Origin of the sequence: Bradyrhizobium sp. MOS003 (assembly GCF_003020125.1) — a bacterium.
Classification (GTDB): domain Bacteria; phylum Pseudomonadota; class Alphaproteobacteria; order Rhizobiales; family Xanthobacteraceae; genus Bradyrhizobium.
The window spans coordinates 2106341-2123940 of record NZ_PYFW01000001.1; the positions used below are offsets into that span (position 1 = coordinate 2106341).

The following is a 17600-nucleotide window of genomic DNA, read 5'->3' on the forward strand; positions in this document are numbered from 1 at the left end:
TGACATCCCGGCGTTCAGCCCATGTGATGGGGAAAAGCAAAAGCAAAAAGATTGCAATGCACAATCGTCCAGGGAGGTTTTGATGCGCCTGCGCATGGCTGCCCGCTTGGTACGTGGGCTGTTGGTCGCGATATCGGCGACTGGCTTGATGGCTTCGGCCGAGGCTCAGGAAAAGAAAATCAAGATCGGCGTTGTGTTCGACCTGACCGGGCCTCTTGCGGGCGGCGGGTCTGAGCTCGGCTATATCGGCGCAAAAATCATCCTCGACCATTTCGCCAAGACCGGCGTCGAGGGTTACAAGATCGAGGCCGTTTACGCCGATGCGCAGAGCAAGCCTGACATCGCGATCAACGAATCCGTCCGCCTGCTCGAGCAGGAGAAGGTGGACATGGTGCTCGGCTTCTTCTCCTCGGCGCAATGCGTGCCGGTGGCAGCCCGCGTCGAGCAGCTCAAGAAGTTCATGTGGATGACGACCTGCATCTCGTCCGCCGTGTTCAACGACAAGGGCTACAAATACGTCTTCCGCCCGCAGGCGAGCGGCGATCAGTTCGGCATGATGACGATGGATTTCATCGCGCAGAACGCCAAGGCGAAGTTCGACAAGGAGCCGAAGGACCTGCGCGTCGCCATCATCCACGAGGACGGCGCCTATGGCGTCGACGTCTCCAGGGGCAACGAGGCCGGTGCGAAGAAGGCGGGCTTCAACGTCGTGATGAAGGAGGGCTATTCGGCCACCGCGCCTGATCTGTCCGCACTGGTGACAAAATTGAAGCGCGCCAAGCCCGACGTGATCTTCCACACCGGCTACAACCCCGACATCACGTTGCTGTTGCGCCAGGCCCGCGAGCAGGGCTTGAAGTTCGGCGCGTTGATGGGGCATGGCGCAGGTTACGGCGTCTACGAGAAACTGAAGGAAGGCATGGGTGCCGACGCCACCTACATCTTTAACACCGACCCGATCTCGATCTGGCTCGCCAACCAGAAGACGATGGATCCGAAGCTTCCGGCCGTGATCAAGATGGTCGGCGAGGAGTTCGACAAGATCAGGCCGGGCGTCGCCATCCGATCGGCGCATGTCGGCATCGGCGCGTCCAATACCTTCGTGTTCATGAATGATGTCCTGCCCCGCGCGATCAAGAAGTATGGCGGGGTCGATCCTGATGCGCTGCGCAAGGCCGCGCTCGACACCGACATCCCCGAAGGCGGCACCATGCTCGGCTTCGGCGTCAAGTTCTACGGCGAGGGCACGCCGATGTCGGGCCAGAACGAACGCTCGTTCCCGGTCGTGATCCAGTACATCGACGACAAGTCCTCGGTGGTGTGGCCCAAGAGTCAGGCGCAGCGCGACGCCGTCCTGCCGCTGCCCAAGGGTACCACCTACAGCAACCAGTAACGGGCGCGGGGCAACGGAGGGGCGGCGGTGCTGGAAGTCAGTGGGCTGGTGAAGCGGTTCGGCGGCTTCACCGCCGTCAACAATGTGTCGTTTCGGGTCGATCAGGGTGAGATCCTCGGCCTGATCGGGCCGAACGGTTCGGGCAAGAGCACGATCTTCAACATGCTCTCCGGCACGCTGGCGCCGACGTCGGGCTCGATCCTGTTCGACGGCTCGGAGATCGCGGGCCTCGCACCGCACCGGATCATCAACAGCGGCGTCGGCCGCACCTTCCAGATTCCGCGGCCGTTCCGCCGCCTGACCATTTTCGAGAACGTCGCGCTCGCCGGCTTTTACGGCCAGGGCCGCCATAGCCGTGCCAGGGCGGAGGAGGCGGCCGAACGATCGCTGGCGATGGTCGGCCTGCCGACCGATCGCCATGCCAGCGTCGATGGCCTTGGCGCGGCCGGGCTGAAGAAACTCGAACTGGCGAAAGCCCTCGCGACTGCGCCAAAGCTGCTGCTTGCGGATGAGAGCCTCGGCGGTCTCGACGAAACCGAAATGGACCAGGCCGCCGACATGCTGCGCAATATCCGCGACGAGCTCGGCATCACCATCATCTGGGTCGAGCACATCATGGGCGTCTTGATGCGCGTCGTCGACCGCGTCATGGTGCTCGATCACGGCGAGAAGATATCGGAAGGCCTGCCGAGCGCGGTCGCGGGCGATCCGCGCGTCATCGAGGTCTATCTCGGCACCGATGCCGAGACCACGCAGGCCGCGGCGGCCGAAGCGCGCCGCCGCGCGGGAGGCGCCTGATGCTGGAGCTCCGCGGCGTCAATGCCGGCTACGGCACGTTCCAGGCGCTGTTCGACGTCGATCTCGACGTCAAGGCCGGCGAAGCCGTTGGCGTCATCGGTCCCAATGGCGCCGGCAAGACCACCCTGATGCGCGTCATCTCCGGCCTGATCCGACCCTCGCGCGGCTCGATCCGGATGGAGGGCACCGACGTCGGGGCAACGCCGCCGCACAAGATCGTCAGCCTCGGCATTGCGCATGTGCCGGAGAACCGGCGACTGTTTCCGCAGCTCTCGGTCGACGACAATCTCAAGATGGGCGCCTTCATGAAGGAGGCGCGCAGCCGCTATGCCGAGCGGCTCGAGGTCGTGTTCGGCCTGTTTCCGCGCCTGAAGGAGCGCCGCCACCAGATGGCCGGAACCATGTCCGGCGGCGAGCAGCAGATGTGCGCGATCGGCCGCGCCCTGATGTCCAATCCAAAGCTGCTGCTGCTCGACGAGCCCTCGGCCGGCCTGGCGCCGGTCGTGGTGCAGCAGGTGTTCGAGCTGGTGAAGCGGATTCGCACCAGCGGGCTGACGGTGCTGATCGTCGAGCAGAACGTGCAGCAGGTGCTGAAAGTGGTCGATCGCGCCTATTTGATCGAGGCGGGCACGATCCGGGCATCCGGCACGTCCGCGGAGATGCTGGCAAGCGACACGGTCAGGGAAGCTTATCTCGGGGTGTGATGGGCATGCAGGGGTTTCTCGACATCTTCGACATCTACCTGCTGGAGGCCGTGATCAACGGCATCCTGCTCGGCGGCGTGCTTGCGCTGCTCGCGCTCGGGCTCAATCTGATCTTCGGCGTCATCGACGTGACCTGGATCTGCTATGCCGAGCTGGTGATGATCGGCATGTATGCCATGTATTTCATGGTGCAGTATTACGGCCTCAGCTATTTCGTCGCCGCGCCGTTCACCATCTTGCTGGTCGCGATGCTCGGTGCCGCGCTGCATTTCCTCGTGATCGCGCCGCTATTGACCGCGCCGCCGATCAACCAGCTGCTCGCCACCGGCGGTGTTCTGTTCGTTCTGCAGAGCTTTGCCACCGTCGCCTTCGGCATCGACTTCCGCAATCTCGGCATCCGCCTGCCGGTGCTTGCGTTCGGCGACATGAATTTCAGCTATGCGCGACTTCTGTCCTTCCTGGCGGCGCTGGTCGGCATGGTCTGCGTCTATCTGTTCATGACGCGCACCTTCACCGGCACCGCGATCCGAGCCATCTCGCAGGACCGGCAGATCATGGCGTTGATGGGGGTCGACACCAGGCGGATCTATCTCATCACCTCTGCAATCGGCGGCGGGTTGGCCGGGCTCGCTGCCTGCCTGCTGGTGCTGCAATATGACGTGCATCCCTTCGTCGGCCTCTCCTTCGGGCCGATCACCTTCCTGATCTGCGTGCTCGGCGGCCTCGGCAATTTCATCGGCGGTTTCATCGCCGCCTTCGTGTTCGCCGAGATCATTTCGCTCGGCGGCCTGTTCTCCGATCTCGAATGGGGCTACGTGCTCGCCTTCGCCTTCTTCATCGTCATGATGTTCATCCGGCCCGCGGGCCTGCTGGCGAGGCGCCGATGATGGAGCAGGGGCGGCTTGCGGCTTGGGGGATCGGACTGGCGGCGCTGGTTGCGCTGCCCTTCGTCTATCGCGACCCCTATCATCTGCACATCCTGGTGCTGATCCTGATCTGGTCGTTCGCCTACACATCGTGGTCGATGATGGGGCGATTCGGCCTCGTCTCGCTCGGCCATGGCGGCTTCATGGGGATCGGCGCCTATGTCACCGCGCTCCTGTGGAATCATTTGGGCGTCTCGCCATGGATCGGCATCCCGGTCAGCATGGTCGCGGCCGGCGCGCTGGCGCTGATCGTCGGCTATCCCTGCTTCCGCTTCCGCATCACCGGACACTATTTCGTGCTGGTGACGCTGGCGCTGTCGGGCATCGTGCTCCAGGTCATCACGGCGACGCGCGACTATACAGGAGGCTCGCTCGGCTATACGCCCAACCGCGCGTCCGGCAACAAGCTGCTGGCGCTGCAATTCGACGACAAGATCACCTGGTATCTGATCGCACTCGGGGTCTGGTTGTTCGGCATCGTGGTCTGGCACTGGGTCGACCGCAGCATGAGCCGCTACGCGCTGGAGGCGATCTCCGAGGACGAGGACGCCGCGGCCGCCGCCGGCGTCGACGTCACCGCGGAGAAGCTGAAGATCACGCTGCTCAGCGCGGTGATGACGGCGCTCGCGGGCGCGATCTACTGCCAGTATCAGATGTTCATCACCCCCGACACGGTGAGCGGCATCGCAGTCTCGCTCCAGATGGTGTTCGCGGCCATCGTCGGCGGCCTGTTCGTCTCGCTCGGCCCGACCTTTGGCGCCGTGATCACCATCCTGCTGGCGGAAACCCTTCGCATCGGCTTCGGCACCAAGGCGGTCGGCTGGGACAATCTCGTCTATGGGGTGCTGCTGGTCCTTTTCATCATATTCCTTCCCAAGGGCATCCTTGGTAGCCTGCTCGACCGACTGAAGCCGCAACGCAAGGTGCCCCGCGCTCATGAGCAAGAAGCCGTCCAAATCGCTCGACCAGGAACTTGACCGCTACATCACGCCGTTCCGCTACGACGGATCGGGCAAGTTCCATCTCAAGGATCACAAGACCGACGAGAAGGACGATCTCGACAAGGAGAAGGCGCAGGCGATCCTCGACGACAACAAGAAGCGCCTCGTCGAATTTCAGGAGAAGCTCTACGCGCAGGACCGCTGGTCGCTGCTGATCGTGTTCCAGGCCATGGACGCGGCCGGCAAAGACTCCGCGATCAAGGCGATTTTCGAGGGCATCAACCCGCAGGGCTGCGAGGTCCATGCCTTCAAGGCGCCGAGCAGCAAGGAGCTCGACCACGATTTTCTCTGGCGTCATGCGGTCGCGCTGCCCGAGCGCGGCCATATCGGCATCTTCAACCGATCCCATTATGAGGAGTGCCTGGTCACGCGCGTCCACCCGGAACTGCTGGCCAAGGAAAAGCTGCCCCAGAAGCTCGTCACCAAGAACATCTGGAAGGAGCGGTTCGAGGACATCGCCGCCTGGGAACGCTATCTCTGCCGCAACGGCACCGTGGTGCTGAAGTTCTTTCTCAATGTCTCCAGGGAGGAGCAGCGCAAGCGCTTCCTCGACCGGCTGGAGGAGCCGGCCAAGCAGTGGAAGTTCTCGATGGACGACATCAAGGAGCGCGCCCTGTGGCCGCGCTACCAGGCGGTCTATCAGGACATCGTCCGGCATACCGCCACGTCTCATGCGCCATGGTACGTCGTGCCCGCGGACCACAAATGGTTCGCGCGCGTCGTGATCGGATCGGTGATCAATGCCACGCTCGAAAAGCTCGACCTGCGTTTCCCCCGCGCCGACAAAGCGTCGGTGCAGGAGTTCGAGCAGATTCGCAAGGCGCTGGAGAAAGAGGGCAAGGGGAAGCGGTGAGGGCGCCGCTCCCGTAGGGTGGGCAAAGGCGCCCTTGCGCCGTGCCCACGCCTTTAACTTGCGTGGGCACGCTTCGCTTTGCCCACCCTACGAGTTCAGCGCAAGCCCTCAATACCCGCGGGCCCACCAGTAGCAGAAGCGCTCGATATTTGCGGGGAGGGCGGTTTCGTAATTCGCCCATTTCTCGTATTTCGGCAGCTTCACTTCCTTCATTGCCGTGTCGAAGCACTTGCCGCTATCTGCGGCCTTCTTCACCTCGGTGGAAAGATCCTCCATGTAGGCGATGTCGTCCTCGATGTCCTTCTTGGTGCCGAAGCGGCCGCCGGCGTAGGGATGGCCGGGGATCATCCGCTCCCAGTCGAGTGACGCCAACTTCTTCAGCGAGGCGATGTATTCCAGCGGCGAGGCGTTGTCGGGAATGTTGCGGAACTGGACCTGCTCGATCGGCGCGAAGTCGACCACGAAAACGATCTTCTCCTTCGGCAGGCGCATCACCAGCGAATTGTCGGAATGGTTGCGGCCGACATAGTTCAGCTCCAGCGTGGTGCCGCCGAGCGTAATGCTCTTCTTGTCGTCCACCACCTGGTCCGGCATCACGACATCGGCGAGCAGCGACTTCTGCCTCTTCAGCTCGAGGAAGCGCTCCTTGGTCCGCCGATGCGCGATGAAGGTGGCGCCGAGATCCTTGAAGGGCTGGCCGCCGGCGATGTGATCGTAATGATGGTGGCTGTAGACGACGTATTTGATCGGCTTGTCGGTAACTGCCTTGATCGCATCGATATAGGGCTTGGCGGGACGCAGATAGGAGATCGGGTCGGTCGCGATCACGCCCTGGGGCGTCACGATGAAGATCGACTGATGCCCGCCATAGCGGAAGACGTAGACGTTGTCGGTGCCGTCGACCTTCTTGGTCGAGGTCTGCGGCGGATTTTGCGCGGCGGCGGGTCCAGGTCCGGCAACAATTGCTGCGAGTACGGTGAGGCAAATCGATATCTTCATGTCTGACTTTCTGAAAATGAACGAGGGCGGGAGAGCGATCTCCTCGCCATCACAAACGCCGGCGGGAATACTTTATTCCGCCGCATAGAGTCGCAGGCGGATACGCCATGATCCAGCGCCCAGCCGCCCCCGCGGAACTGGTGCGTCAATTGTGATAGCTCCCACGATCGATCTCGCTTGACAGTCTTGTGGCACAGGAGGAGCATACCGGTGGTCGCTAACAAGCGACGTTAACGTCCAACTCATGAGCAAGGGGAGGTCTATGACTCCACCTCCGCAAATCCAGCCGCGTTAAGTGTGATGGAGCTCGTTCGGACTATCGCATAGCGGCAGAAACCGCGAACGGCACGCCGGGTCAAGGTTTAGCGGGCTGCATCAGTCAGGCAGAGCCCCTACCTTCCCGGCGCTGTATCTTGCATCACCGATCGTGTGGATGGCTTCGACGAGGCCGACCGCGACAGCTGCCTTTGACATCCTGCATTTCTCCTCCTTCCTCCTCGCCGTCATTCCGGGCCGCCTCCCGGAATGACGGAGCGATCGCATATGGCTCTTGCGCCACCTGAGCACGCGCCGCGTCCTTCGAGACGGCGCTCACGTGGTTCCCCCACCCTGCATTGCGGCAAATGCCAAGAGAATGTCGTCTCGAAGGCCAACTTCTGACACAGGCGAGAGGCGAATAACGCTCATCCGACATGACGCATGTGTTTCGGTGGTCCCGACGCCGCCGGCGCATGCATTTTTTTAAGGAAGCCTCGTGTCGCATAAGCTTGCCCCGGCGCTCCTCGCCGCTCTCTTCCTCGCGATCTCCTCTCTCTCCGCTGCCCGCGCCGAAACGCCTCGGCCGGCGACGAACAATGCTTCCGCGCTGTCGCCCGACGAGGCCAGGCGCGCGCTGGAGACGCTTCAGGACGACAAGAAGCGGACGCAGATGATCGATACGCTGCGTGTGATCGCCAATGCGTCCGGTCAGCAACAGCCTGCGCCGCCCGCGCCCGAGCAGAAGTCGCCGATTCCGCTCTCGGCCGACGGCCTCGGTGCGCAGCTCCTGCTCACGGTGTCGGAGCAGATCGGCGACATCTCGAGCCAGATCGCCAGCGTGGCGCGGACGATTACGCATTTCCCGGCGTTCTATTACTGGATCGTGCGGACTGCGAATGATCCCGCGGCCTATAACCTTCTGATCGAGATCGCTTGGAAGCTTGCATTGGTGGTGGGTTGCGGGCTCGCGGCCGAATGGGTGTTGTTCCGCCTGATCCGTCGCCCGGTTGCCTTCCTGGAGGGACGCGTGCCGCAAACCGCGCATCTGCCCGCGCAGGTGCTGCCGATTGCGGATCCGCCGTCGTCGGTTGCCGATGTCACACCTGCGCCCGACCTGAGCAAGCGGCGTCACAGCCTCGCGCGCGCCTGGCAGGTCGTGCGGCGTCTGCCTTTCGTGCTGGGGCGTTTCCTCCTCGAACTCCTTCCCGTATTCGTCTTCGTGGGCGTTGCCACGGCGCTGATCGGCACCGAGCTCGGCGAGCCCACGACGGTTCGCCTCGTGATCCTCGCCGTCGTCAACGCCTATGCGTTCTCGCGCGGGCTCATCTGCCTGGTGCGGGCGCTGGCCGGACCGTTCGGCCTGTTCCCGGTGCGGGCCGAAACCGCGGCTTATATCGAGATCTGGGCCCGCCGCATCGTCGGTGTCGGCGTCTCCGGCATCGCCTTTGCCAATGTCGCGCTGCTGCTCGGTCTGCATCGTGCCGGCTATGCCGCGCTGCTGCGCATGGTGATGCTGGTGGTGCACCTCTTCGTCGTCGTCATCATCCTGCAATGCCGCCGGCAGGTGGCCGAAGCCATCCGGGCGCCGGCGGAACGGCAGGGCATCGCCGCGCGCCTGCGCAACCGCATCGCCGGCGGCTGGCATTATCTTGCCATCGCGCTCGATCTCGCGCTGTGGGCGGTGTGGGCGCTCAACATCCGCAACGGTTATTCGCTGCTGCTGCAATATTTCGTCGGCACCATCGCAGTCGCCCTTATCACTCGCGTCGCCATCATGCTGACGCTGAGCCTGATCGACCGCGGCTTCCGCATCAGGCCGGAGATCCTGCAGCGCTTTCCGGGTCTCGAGATCCGCGCCAATCGCTATCTGCCGCTGCTGCGCAGGATCGTCTCCGGCGTGATCGCCTTCATCGGCTTCGTCGCCGTGCTCGAAGTCTGGGGAGTGGATGCCATCGTCTGGTTCTCTGGCGGCCAGATCGGCAGCCGGCTGATCTCGGCCGTGGTGACGATCGGCCTCGCCGTGTTCGTCGCTGCCGCGATCTGGGAAGCCGGCAACGCGCTGCTGGACCGCCAGATCAACACGCTGTCACGCGACGGGCACTATGCCCGCGCTGCCCGCCTGCGCACCTTCCAGCCGATGCTGCGCACCGCGCTACTGTGCCTGATAGCCACCGTGGTCGGCCTCACCGCGCTGAGCGAGATCGGCGTCAACGTCGCGCCGCTCTTGGCGGGCGCCGGCATCGTCGGCATTGCCATCGGCTTCGGCTCGCAGAAGCTGGTGCAGGATCTCATCACCGGGCTTTTCCTGCTGCTGGAGAACACGGTCCAGGTCGGCGACAATGTCAGCGTGTCCGGGCTTTCGGGCGTGGTCGAGAATGTCTCGATTCGAACGATTCGCCTGCGCGCCGGCGACGGCGCCGTGCACATCGTACCGTTCAGCGCGGTCACGACCATCACCAATGCCAGCCGCGGCGCCGGCAACGCCTCGGTCAGCGTCAACGTCGCCTACAAGGAAGACACCGATCGTGCCGGCCAGATCCTCAAGGACATCGTCGAGGAAATGCGCCGCGAGCCCGAATTCCGGCCTCTGATCCGCGGCGATCTAGATCTGTGGGGCATCGACAAGGTCGATGGCGCGATGGTGTCGATCGTCGGCCAGATCCGCTGCACCGAAGCCGGGCGCTGGCCGGTCCAGCGCGAATTCAACCGTCGCATGAAGCTGCGCTTCCAGCAGACCGGCATCAATGTCGCGTCCGCCACCCAGACCATCCTGATGCACATCGCGCCGCCGGCCGACAGCGCCGCCAATCTGACGCCGCGCCGCGCCGCTGGATAGAGGCGCGGTCAACTTACCGCTTGCCTCGGCCTGCCCGGCAGCATTCACTTAGCCCTCCAGCCCGCTGACAACATGCGGGCAGCAAAAGGGTGGGAGGGGTCGATGCGGGGGCTGTGGGGCGCGTTGCGCGACCATGTGATCGTCATCTGTGCGTTGCTTGGATGCCTGGCTTCGGCTGCTCCCGGCAATGCCCAACCCTCGCGCCCCATCACCCTCATCGTACCGTTCGCGGCGGGCGGTCCGACCGACACGCTGGCGCGGATCCTGTCCGAGCGGATCGCGGCCGAACTGCACACCACCGTCGTGGTCGAGAACGTGGCGGGCGCGTCCGGCAGCATTGCCGGCGCGCGCGTGGCGCGTGCGGCCCCGGACGGCACGACCATCACCATCGGCCATTGGGGCACCCATGTCCTGAACGGCGCCATCTTCAAGCTGCCCTATGACGTGATCGCCGATTTCGAGCCGGTCGCGATGATCGCGATGGGAACGCAGCTCATCGTCGGCAGGAAGTCGCTCGAGGCCAACAGCCTGAAAGAGATGATCGCCTGGCTGAAGGCCAATCCCGGCAAGGCCACCGCTGGGACCGCCGGGGCCGGTACCGGCGCGCATGTCGCTGGCGTCTTCTTCAAGGACAAGACCGGCACCGATTTCCAGTTCGTGCCTTATCGGGGCGCGGGACCTGCCATGATCGATCTCGTCGCGGGCCAGATTGACATCATGTTCGACCAGGCCTCGAACTCGCTGCCGCACGTCAAGAGCGGGGCGATCAAGGCCTTCGCGGTGACCTCGCCGACCAGGCTCGCATCTGCGCCCGATGTGCCGACCGTCGACGAAGCGGGCCTGCCGGGCCTCTACATCTCCTATTGGCACGGCATCTGGGCACCGAAGAACACGCCGAAGGACACCGTCACCAAGCTCAACGCAGCCATCGTCGCCGTACTCGCCGAGCCTGCCGTCAAGCAGCGATTTGCCGAGCTGGGGCAGGAGATTCCGCTACCGGCGCAGCAGAAGCCCGCAGCGCTCGCGGCGTTCCAGAAGGCCGAGACCGAGAAATGGTGGCCGATCGTGAAGGCTGCCGACATCAAGCCGGAATAGCCGCTGCGTTAACCTTTTCTCGCGCGCGACTGCGTGTCGTTCGCGAGAAATCTCGCTGCGGTGCGAGATCACAATCGGCGTCTCCGTCGCTACGTCCTTGATCTCAATGGAGCGCTGGCCGACAATGCACGCAGGTTCAATGTGAAGCTCCTTGGGGGAATTTGTGAATAGACCTGCCCGGGTCGTTGCCCAATCGAAATCGTCCGATTCGCTGCAAGGCATGGCGCTGCTGCGCGATCCCCTGCTCAACAAAGGCACCGCCTTCACGGAAACCGAGCGCGAGGCCCTGGGGCTGCGCGGCCTGTTGCCGCCTTGCGTGCTGACGATGGAGACGCAGGCGCAGCGCGTCCTCACCAATCTGCGCACGCTGCCCACGGACCTGGAAAAATACGTCGCGCTGAACGCGCTGCATGACCGCAACGAGGCGCTGTTCTTCCGCGTCGTGGTCGACAATATCGACGAGATCCAGCCGATCATCTACACCCCGACGGTCGGGCTCGCCTGCCAGAAATACGGCCTGATCTTCCAGCGGCCGCGCGGCATGTTCATCTCCTCGCGCGATCGCGGCCAGATCGCCGAGCTTCTGAAGAATTGGCCTTATCAGGCCAAGCTGATCGTCGTCACCGACGGCGAACGCATTCTGGGACTTGGCGATCTCGGCGCCAACGGCATGGGTATTCCCGTCGGCAAGCTGTCGCTTTATTCCGCCTGCGCCGGCGTGCATCCGGAAGCCTGCCTGCCTGTCGTGCTCGACGTCGGCACCAACAACGAAGAGCTGTTGAACGATCCCTATTATCTCGGCCTGCGCGAGCGGCGGCTGACGGGCGAAGCCTACGACAGCTTCGTCGACGAATTCATGCAAGCCGCGCGAAAGACCTTTCCGGGCGTGCTGATCCAGTTCGAGGATTTCGCCAATCATTCGGCGTTCAAGCTGTTGCACAAATATCGCGATGAAGCCTGCGTCTTCAACGACGACATCCAGGGCACCGCGGCGGTGGCGCTGGCGGGCCTGTTCTCGGCGCTGCGTGTCAATGGCGGCAAGCTGAAGGACCAGCGCATCCTGTTCCTCGGCGCAGGCGAGGCCGCGACCGGCATCGCCGATCTCGTGGTGTCTGCCATGATGGCGGAGGGCGCCTCGGAAGCCGAGGCCCTACGGCGCAACTGGCTGGTGGATTCCCGCGGACTCGTCGTCGGCAGTCGCGAAGGCCTCCACGGTCACAAGCTCCGCTATGCCCATTCCGACCAGGCGCCGATCGCCGACTTCCTTACCGCGATCAAGACGCTCAAGCCGACCGCGATCATCGGCGTTGCCGCGGTTGGCGGCGCCTTCACGCCCGAAGTGCTCAAGACGATGGCCGAGCTCAACGAGCAGCCGATCGTGTTCGCGCTCTCCAACCCGACCTCGAAGGCGGAATGCTCGGCGGAGGATGCCTATCGCTACACTGAAGGGCGCGCGCTGTTCGCCTGCGGCAGCCCGTATGATCCGGTCAAGCTCAACGGCCGCAGCTTCGTGCCGCGCCAGGGCAACAACTCCTACATCTTCCCCGGCGTCGGCCTCGGCGTCATCGCCAGCGGCTCGAAGCTGGTGACCGACGAGATGTTCATGGCGGCGGCCCACACGCTCGCCGATTGCGTCGGCAAGGAGGATCTTGCGCAGGGCAGCCTCTATCCGGCCCTGCCTCGCATTCGCGAGGTCTCGATCCGCATCGCCGCGGCCGTTGCCGACGTCGCCTATCAACGCGGGCTCGCCGACGGACCCGCGCCCAACGACGTCAAGGCTCTCGTCCAGTCGCAGATGTACGAGCCGCATTACTGAGGCCGCTGAGCCGACGCTTGATCGGCGCCGGAGCGCGGATCCGGTTAGGCGCTCGCCAGGCTTTCGCTGGGCGCCTGATTTCGCTGCTTGGGGGGCCGGGTCGGGGCCGTCTGTCCCGATTCAGGACGCATCACTGTGGTGGAATCGTCACAGCTGACGCGAAACGGCGGCGGCCTCAGGCCCGCTTTTGTTCCGACAAGGTTCTGCCCCGATTGCCCACCGAAACTCCGCATCGTTCGGAGGGCGCATCATGTCTTGCATTGCACGTGCCGAAACTGCCCAGATTTCATTGGCAACCTCGAGCCGGCTGCTGCTGGCCATCGTCGGTGCCGCCTCGCTCGCTGCTTGCGCACAATCGCCGGTCGGCCGCCAGAAGGCCGATCTCGCGGCGACCGGCCGGCACGCTGCGGTGGAACGGCCGCACAAAGTGGCGGCGCTGCACCCACGGCCGATCAGCCGGCTGCGCATTCCCGATGGCGATGCAAAGCAGGCACCTTCGCACGGCGTCGCCAGCTTCTATTCGGATACGGAGACCGCGAGCGGCGAGAAGTTCGACAAGAACGAATTGACCGCGGCCCATCCGAGCCTGCCGTTCGGCACGAAGCTCCGCGTCACCGACGTGTCCTCCGGCCGCTTCGTGACCGTCAGGGTCAACGACCGCGGTCCCTATGTTCGCGGCCGCATCGTCGACATCTCGCCGTCCGCAGCCGAGGCCCTCGGCATGGTCGACAGGGGCATCACCAATGTCCGGCTCGACATCGTGCAATGAGGCAAGCTGCATCGAGCTCGACCCGCCGTACTTAACCGACTGTTAGCCGCTCTGTCGCACCATGGGTGTCCAACAAGTCGGGGCCCCGGGTTCGGGGCCCTCTCGGGAGGTGGCGCTTGAACACGATCCAGTATCTCGAAGATCAGGCTGCGCGCGCCGAGCGGCTCGCAAAACGGATCACGGATGCGCTGACGATCGAAAGGCTGCTGAGCTTTGCGGGCGAGCGTCGCCGCGAGATCGAGGTCATCGCCGGCAAACGGAGCGCCTGACCGCAAGCCATGCAATGAAAGCATTCGCCCTCGCTGCGAGGCGCGGAACTTCTTCTCATCTCCTGCGTCATGTTGTCATTGCATGATGAGGACGAATTCATGGGCTTTGGAAAAGGTGCTTTGCTTTGGATGCTTGGCGTGCCGCTGCCGATCGTTCTGCTGCTGGCATTGTTCTGGCACCACTGAGGTGACAACACGCTCCCGAAAAGCGCCGCGCAAGTGGCGCTTTTTTTTCCGCGTGAAGCCCTCTTCAGGAATGGCTCTCGACGAAGTCGCTGAGATAGTCGGGCAGCCCCACGCCGTCGATATCGCAGCGCGCTCTGATCTCGCCGGCGACATCGGTCGAGATGTCCTTCATCCAATGTTCGAGCGTGTTGAACGAAATCACCTTGATGGGGTCGTTGAAGCAGCCGGCGACGAGCTCGCCGATCGTGGCTTCGAGATCGCTTCGTTCGATGCGAATCTCTCTCGCCTTGTCGAGGCGATCGATCACGACGAACATGGTCTTGTCTGCGCCATAGGGCACGACCGGGGATGGCACGCCAGCTTCGAGCATATGAGGCACTCACGCCTTGGCTTCCGATCTCCAACAACAGGAAAAACCGGCAGAAGGTTCCAGCGCGCCTGCAGGTGAATTGCCGTCAGAGAAATTCTCTCCAGCGCGAGAGCTCGATGACGTGCTCGGGGGAGAGGATGCCGGTCACGAGCGGCGGCTGCGCCGCTGTCCGGATCTCATAGAGATGCCGGGTCGCGGCCGGCTTCGCCATGAACGCCGAGATGCATTCGTCCAGAGTGCCTTCGATGACTTGGTAGGGCTCCCGGTCAGGCTGACGCTGATTGGCCAGTGACGGCCATTTGTTGAGAACTGCAAACGCACCGAAGTCGACTTTTGACTCCGCAACCATATCCCCCATCGCACCGCCTCACGCAAAAAAGCCCAGCACGCCGATTTCGCGCGCCCGGGCCTAACACCTGTCGCGGCATCTCGATGCCTCACCCCAGAACGCGGCAGCCGGCAAAAGGTTCCCGGCTGCCGCTGTCGCAATCAGCTCGCCGCCGCCGCGATTTTGAAGCCCGGGCCAGGCTCGTCGCGACTGACCTCCGGCAGGCCGGCGAAGCGTCGCAAGGCTTCCGCCATCTGCACCCGGCCGGACACACCCGTGATCACCACATCGACCATGGTGAAGGACGAATGGAAATGGCCGTGCGCCTTCAGTTGTTCGACCGGGACGCCCGCGGCCGACATCGCCTCGGCATAGGCGATGCCTTCGTCGCGCAACGGATCGAACTCGCAGGTCGTCACGAAGGCCGGCGGCAATTTTTCGACCTTGCCGCGCAGCGGCGAGGCGCGCGGATCCGCGCGGTCCGCCGGCGAGCAGTAGAGGTCCCAGAACCAGTACATCAGCCCTCGCGTCAGGAAGTAGCCCGCTGCGTTGTCGTTATAGGAGGGACGATCGAAGCTGCAGTCGGTGACCGGGCAGATCAGCAGCTGGCCGGCGATCTCCGGTCCGCCACGGTCGCGCGCGAGCTGGCAGGTGACGGCAGCGATGTTGCCGCCGGCGCTCCAGCCCGCGACCAGCACCGGGCCCGGTCGGCCGCCGAGTTCCGTGGCATGCTCGGCGATCCAGCGCGTGGCCGCATAGCCGTCTTCGGCCGCGGTCGGGAAGCGATGCTCCGGGGCGTGGCGATAGCCGACGCTGACGAACATCATGCCGGTCCGCCGTACCATGTCGCGGCAGAACGGCTCGTCGGACTGCTCGTCACCGAGCACCCAGCCGCCGCCGTGGAAATAGACCACGACCGGATGCGGCCCCGGCGTTGCCGGCTTGTAAACGCGGTACGGCAGCGCACCGTCGGTGACGGGCAGGGTGCCATCGACGATGCCGCCGATCGGCCGGCCGGCGGGGCGGCCCTTGTTGAACTCGTTGACGAAGGCGCGTGCGCCGATCGCGCCCATCGACTCGATCGGCGGCAGGTTCAGCGACGTGAGCAGGTTGAGCACCAGCCGCACGTCGGGCTGCAGCCGCACCACCTCGCCGTCGTTGCATTGCGTGGCACCATTGGGGCCGGTGAGCTTGAAGCCGAGCATGCCGCGGCTGACCACCTCGTCGCAGATGCTGCGATAGGGGCCGACGCCGCCGGTATAGGGCATCAGGCCCTGCACCTTGCCGGGGACGTTGGCGCCTGTGTACCAGGTGTTGGCGAGCCGGTGCAGCGTCACCATCGAGCAGTCGGCCATGTGCCTGTTCCAGCCGGCCTGCGCCGTCTCGGTCGGCTCGATCGTGGTGAAGCCGGCATCGCGCAATGCCGCGAGGCGATCCACGACCCAGTCGACATGCTGCTCGATCGACACCGCCATGTTCGACAGCACCGACGGGCTGCCCGGCCCGGTGATCATGAAGAAGTTCGGGAAGCCCTCGACCGTGAGCCCGAGATAACTTTGCGGTCCCTGAGCCCAGACGTCGGTGAGCGATTTGCCGCCACGCCCCGTAATGGGATGCACGGCGCGGATCGCACCGGTCATGGCGTCGAAGCCGGTTGCGAACACGATGACGTCGACGTCGATCTTCCGCCCCGCCGTCGTGATGCCGCCGGCCGTGATCGCCTTGATTGGTTCCTGGCGCAGATTGACCAGCGTGACGTTCGGCCGGTTGTAGGTCGCGTAGTAGTTGGTGTCGAGGCACGGACGCTTTGCGCCGAAGGGGTGGTCGTCCGGCATCAGCGCAGCCGCCGTTTGGGGATCCTTGACCGCCGCGCGGATCTTCTCGCGGATCAGGTCTTGGACGATCTTGTTGCCGTCGACGTCGACGGCCTGGTCGGCCCAGAGCTGGGTCAGGATATGGACGAGGTCGCCGGCGGCCCAGGCCCGTTCGAACCGCTCACGGCGCTCGGCATCGCTGAGCTGCCAGCTCACGACGGTCTGCTGCGGATAGGGGACGCCGGCCATCGACTGGCGCGCCTGCTCGCGATAGGCGGCGCGGTCGCTCTGGAAAAAGTCCATGCGATCGGCCGGCGCCGGGCCGTTATGCGCCGGTAGCGCGAAGTTCGGCGTGCGCTGGAACACGGTCAGTTGCGCGGCCTGCTCGGCGATCAACGGGATCGACTGGATCGCCGACGAGCCCGTGCCGATCACCGCGACCCGCTTGCCCTCGAGATTGACGCCGTCATGCGGCCAGCGTCCGGTGAAATAGACCTCGCCCTTGAAATCCTTGACGCCGTCGATCTCCGGCGGCTTCGGCGCCGAGAGGCATCCGGTGGCCATGATGTAGTGGCGGCAGGAGACCGGCGCGCCGTTGTCGGTGATGATGAGCCAGCGCTCGGCCTTCTCGTCCCATTTGGCTTCGGTGACCTTGGTCTTGAAGCGGATGTCGCGCCTGAGATCGTAGCGGTCGGCGACGAAGCCGAGATAGCGCAGGATCTCGGGCTGGGCTGCGTACTTCTCCGACCAGGTCCAGGCCGTATCGAGCTCCGGATCGAAGGTGTAGCTGTAGTCGATGGTCTGGATGTCGCAGCGGGCGCCGGGATAGCGGTTCCAATACCAGGTGCCGCCGACGTCTCCGGCTTCTTCGAGGGCGACGGCCGAGAGGCCGGCCTTGCGCAGGCGATGCAGAAGATAAAGGCCGGCAAATCCGGCGCCGACTACGGCGACATCGACCTGCTGAGCGGTTCCGCGCTCGTCGGAGGCCCGTGTGGCAACCATCGCGTCAGACATGGCATCCTCCCGAATGTTTTGTTTTGCCGGCAGGCTATCGCTGCAGGTTCAGCTTGTCATCAGAGCAAGTGCAATCTTCGGTGGTCGTTTGCGGCGGCATCAAGGCCGATTGAGTCTTGCGGTGCTACACGCACCGCGATGCACAATGGCCGTGATGACCCGGGGTAATCA

Annotated in this window: 15 protein-coding genes; 11 read left to right on the forward strand and 4 right to left on the reverse strand. The window is 64.2% G+C overall.

Annotation, left to right across the window (positions count from 1 at the left end; genetic code table 11):
• The first annotated feature begins 82 nt into the window (after positions 1-82).
• From C7G42_RS10155 to C7G42_RS10180, 6 genes are read left to right on the forward strand one after another with little or no spacing between them, the layout of a single operon-like run.
• Complete coding sequence (locus C7G42_RS10155; RefSeq protein ID WP_106948759.1) at positions 83-1393, forward strand: ABC transporter substrate-binding protein; 1311 nt, start codon at positions 83-85, stop codon at positions 1391-1393.
• A 27-nt stretch (positions 1394-1420) separates the two neighbouring features.
• Positions 1421-2191: an ABC transporter ATP-binding protein gene (locus C7G42_RS10160; protein ID WP_106948760.1), complete on the forward strand. Its 771-nt coding sequence runs from the start codon at positions 1421-1423 to the stop codon at positions 2189-2191.
• Positions 2191-2895, forward strand: a complete 705-nt coding sequence (locus C7G42_RS10165; RefSeq protein WP_106948761.1) for an ABC transporter ATP-binding protein — start codon at positions 2191-2193, stop codon at positions 2893-2895. The genes C7G42_RS10160 and C7G42_RS10165 overlap by 1 nt, the downstream gene beginning before the upstream one ends.
• 5 nt (positions 2896-2900) lie before the next feature.
• Positions 2901-3782, forward strand: a complete 882-nt coding sequence (locus C7G42_RS10170) for a branched-chain amino acid ABC transporter permease (protein WP_106948923.1) — start codon at positions 2901-2903, stop codon at positions 3780-3782.
• Positions 3779-4798 carry a branched-chain amino acid ABC transporter permease gene (locus C7G42_RS10175; RefSeq protein ID WP_106948762.1) on the forward strand — a complete coding sequence of 340 codons (1020 nt, stop codon included), beginning with the start codon at positions 3779-3781 and terminating at the stop codon, positions 4796-4798. The genes C7G42_RS10170 and C7G42_RS10175 overlap by 4 nt, the downstream gene beginning before the upstream one ends.
• Complete coding sequence (locus tag C7G42_RS10180) at positions 4758-5675, forward strand: polyphosphate kinase 2 family protein (protein ID WP_106948763.1); 918 nt, start codon at positions 4758-4760, stop codon at positions 5673-5675. The genes C7G42_RS10175 and C7G42_RS10180 overlap by 41 nt, the downstream gene beginning before the upstream one ends.
• 108 nt (positions 5676-5783) lie before the next feature.
• Here the strand turns inward: C7G42_RS10180 and C7G42_RS10185 are convergent, their stop codons facing one another.
• Positions 5784-6674, reverse strand: coding sequence for an MBL fold metallo-hydrolase (locus C7G42_RS10185; RefSeq protein WP_106948764.1), 891 nt, complete (start codon positions 6672-6674; stop codon positions 5784-5786).
• Positions 6675-7428: 754 nt separating this feature from the next.
• On the opposite strand from C7G42_RS10185, the gene C7G42_RS10190 reads away from it, so the two are divergent.
• The 5 genes from C7G42_RS10190 to C7G42_RS35220 all read left to right on the forward strand — a co-directional run bounded on the left by C7G42_RS10190 (position 7429) and on the right by C7G42_RS35220 (position 13717).
• Positions 7429-9768, forward strand: coding sequence for a mechanosensitive ion channel domain-containing protein (locus C7G42_RS10190; protein WP_106948765.1), 2340 nt, complete (start codon positions 7429-7431; stop codon positions 9766-9768).
• Positions 9769-9870: 102 nt separating this feature from the next.
• Positions 9871-10863, forward strand: a complete 993-nt coding sequence (locus C7G42_RS10195; RefSeq protein ID WP_106948766.1) for a Bug family tripartite tricarboxylate transporter substrate binding protein — start codon at positions 9871-9873, stop codon at positions 10861-10863.
• A 163-nt stretch (positions 10864-11026) separates the two neighbouring features.
• Positions 11027-12679 (forward strand): NAD-dependent malic enzyme, encoded by a 1653-nt coding sequence (locus C7G42_RS10200; RefSeq protein WP_106948924.1) that lies wholly within the window; start codon positions 11027-11029, stop codon positions 12677-12679.
• A 250-nt stretch (positions 12680-12929) separates the two neighbouring features.
• Entirely contained in the window at positions 12930-13448 is a 519-nt protein-coding gene (locus tag C7G42_RS10205) for a septal ring lytic transglycosylase RlpA family protein (protein WP_106948767.1), read from the forward strand.
• A 116-nt stretch (positions 13449-13564) separates the two neighbouring features.
• Positions 13565-13717, forward strand: a complete 153-nt coding sequence (locus C7G42_RS35220; protein ID WP_199580759.1) for a hypothetical protein — start codon at positions 13565-13567, stop codon at positions 13715-13717.
• Positions 13718-13967: 250 nt separating this feature from the next.
• Here C7G42_RS35220 and C7G42_RS35225 read toward each other — a convergent pair whose 3' ends face one another.
• The 3 genes from C7G42_RS35225 to C7G42_RS10220 all read right to left on the reverse strand — a co-directional run bounded on the left by C7G42_RS35225 (position 13968) and on the right by C7G42_RS10220 (position 17429).
• Positions 13968-14273, reverse strand: a complete 306-nt coding sequence (locus tag C7G42_RS35225; RefSeq protein ID WP_199580761.1) for a hypothetical protein — start codon at positions 14271-14273, stop codon at positions 13968-13970.
• An 85-nt stretch (positions 14274-14358) separates the two neighbouring features.
• On the reverse strand, positions 14359-14631 hold the full coding sequence (locus C7G42_RS10215) for a hypothetical protein (RefSeq protein WP_106948768.1): 273 nt from the start codon (positions 14629-14631) through the stop codon (positions 14359-14361).
• A 131-nt stretch (positions 14632-14762) separates the two neighbouring features.
• Positions 14763-17429 (reverse strand): flavin-containing monooxygenase, encoded by a 2667-nt coding sequence (locus C7G42_RS10220; protein ID WP_106948769.1) that lies wholly within the window; start codon positions 17427-17429, stop codon positions 14763-14765.
• Positions 17430-17600: the final 171 nt, after the last annotated feature.

Coding starts and splice junctions, on each gene's coding strand:
- C7G42_RS35225 (WP_199580761.1), bottom strand. CDS start 14,273: ATGCTCGAAGCTGGCGTGCCATCCCCGGTCGTGCCCTATGGCGCAGAC.
- C7G42_RS10195 (WP_106948766.1), top strand. CDS start 9,871: ATGCGGGGGCTGTGGGGCGCGTTGCGCGACCATGTGATCGTCATCTGT.
- C7G42_RS10180 (WP_106948763.1), top strand. CDS start 4,758: ATGAGCAAGAAGCCGTCCAAATCGCTCGACCAGGAACTTGACCGCTAC.
- C7G42_RS10170 (WP_106948923.1), top strand. CDS start 2,901: ATGCAGGGGTTTCTCGACATCTTCGACATCTACCTGCTGGAGGCCGTG.
- C7G42_RS10215 (WP_106948768.1), bottom strand. CDS start 14,631: ATGGGGGATATGGTTGCGGAGTCAAAAGTCGACTTCGGTGCGTTTGCA.
- C7G42_RS10175 (WP_106948762.1), top strand. CDS start 3,779: ATGATGGAGCAGGGGCGGCTTGCGGCTTGGGGGATCGGACTGGCGGCG.
- C7G42_RS10185 (WP_106948764.1), bottom strand. CDS start 6,674: ATGAAGATATCGATTTGCCTCACCGTACTCGCAGCAATTGTTGCCGGA.
- C7G42_RS10220 (WP_106948769.1), bottom strand. CDS start 17,429: ATGTCTGACGCGATGGTTGCCACACGGGCCTCCGACGAGCGCGGAACC.
- C7G42_RS10205 (WP_106948767.1), top strand. CDS start 12,930: ATGTCTTGCATTGCACGTGCCGAAACTGCCCAGATTTCATTGGCAACC.
- C7G42_RS10165 (WP_106948761.1), top strand. CDS start 2,191: ATGCTGGAGCTCCGCGGCGTCAATGCCGGCTACGGCACGTTCCAGGCG.
- C7G42_RS10155 (WP_106948759.1), top strand. CDS start 83: ATGCGCCTGCGCATGGCTGCCCGCTTGGTACGTGGGCTGTTGGTCGCG.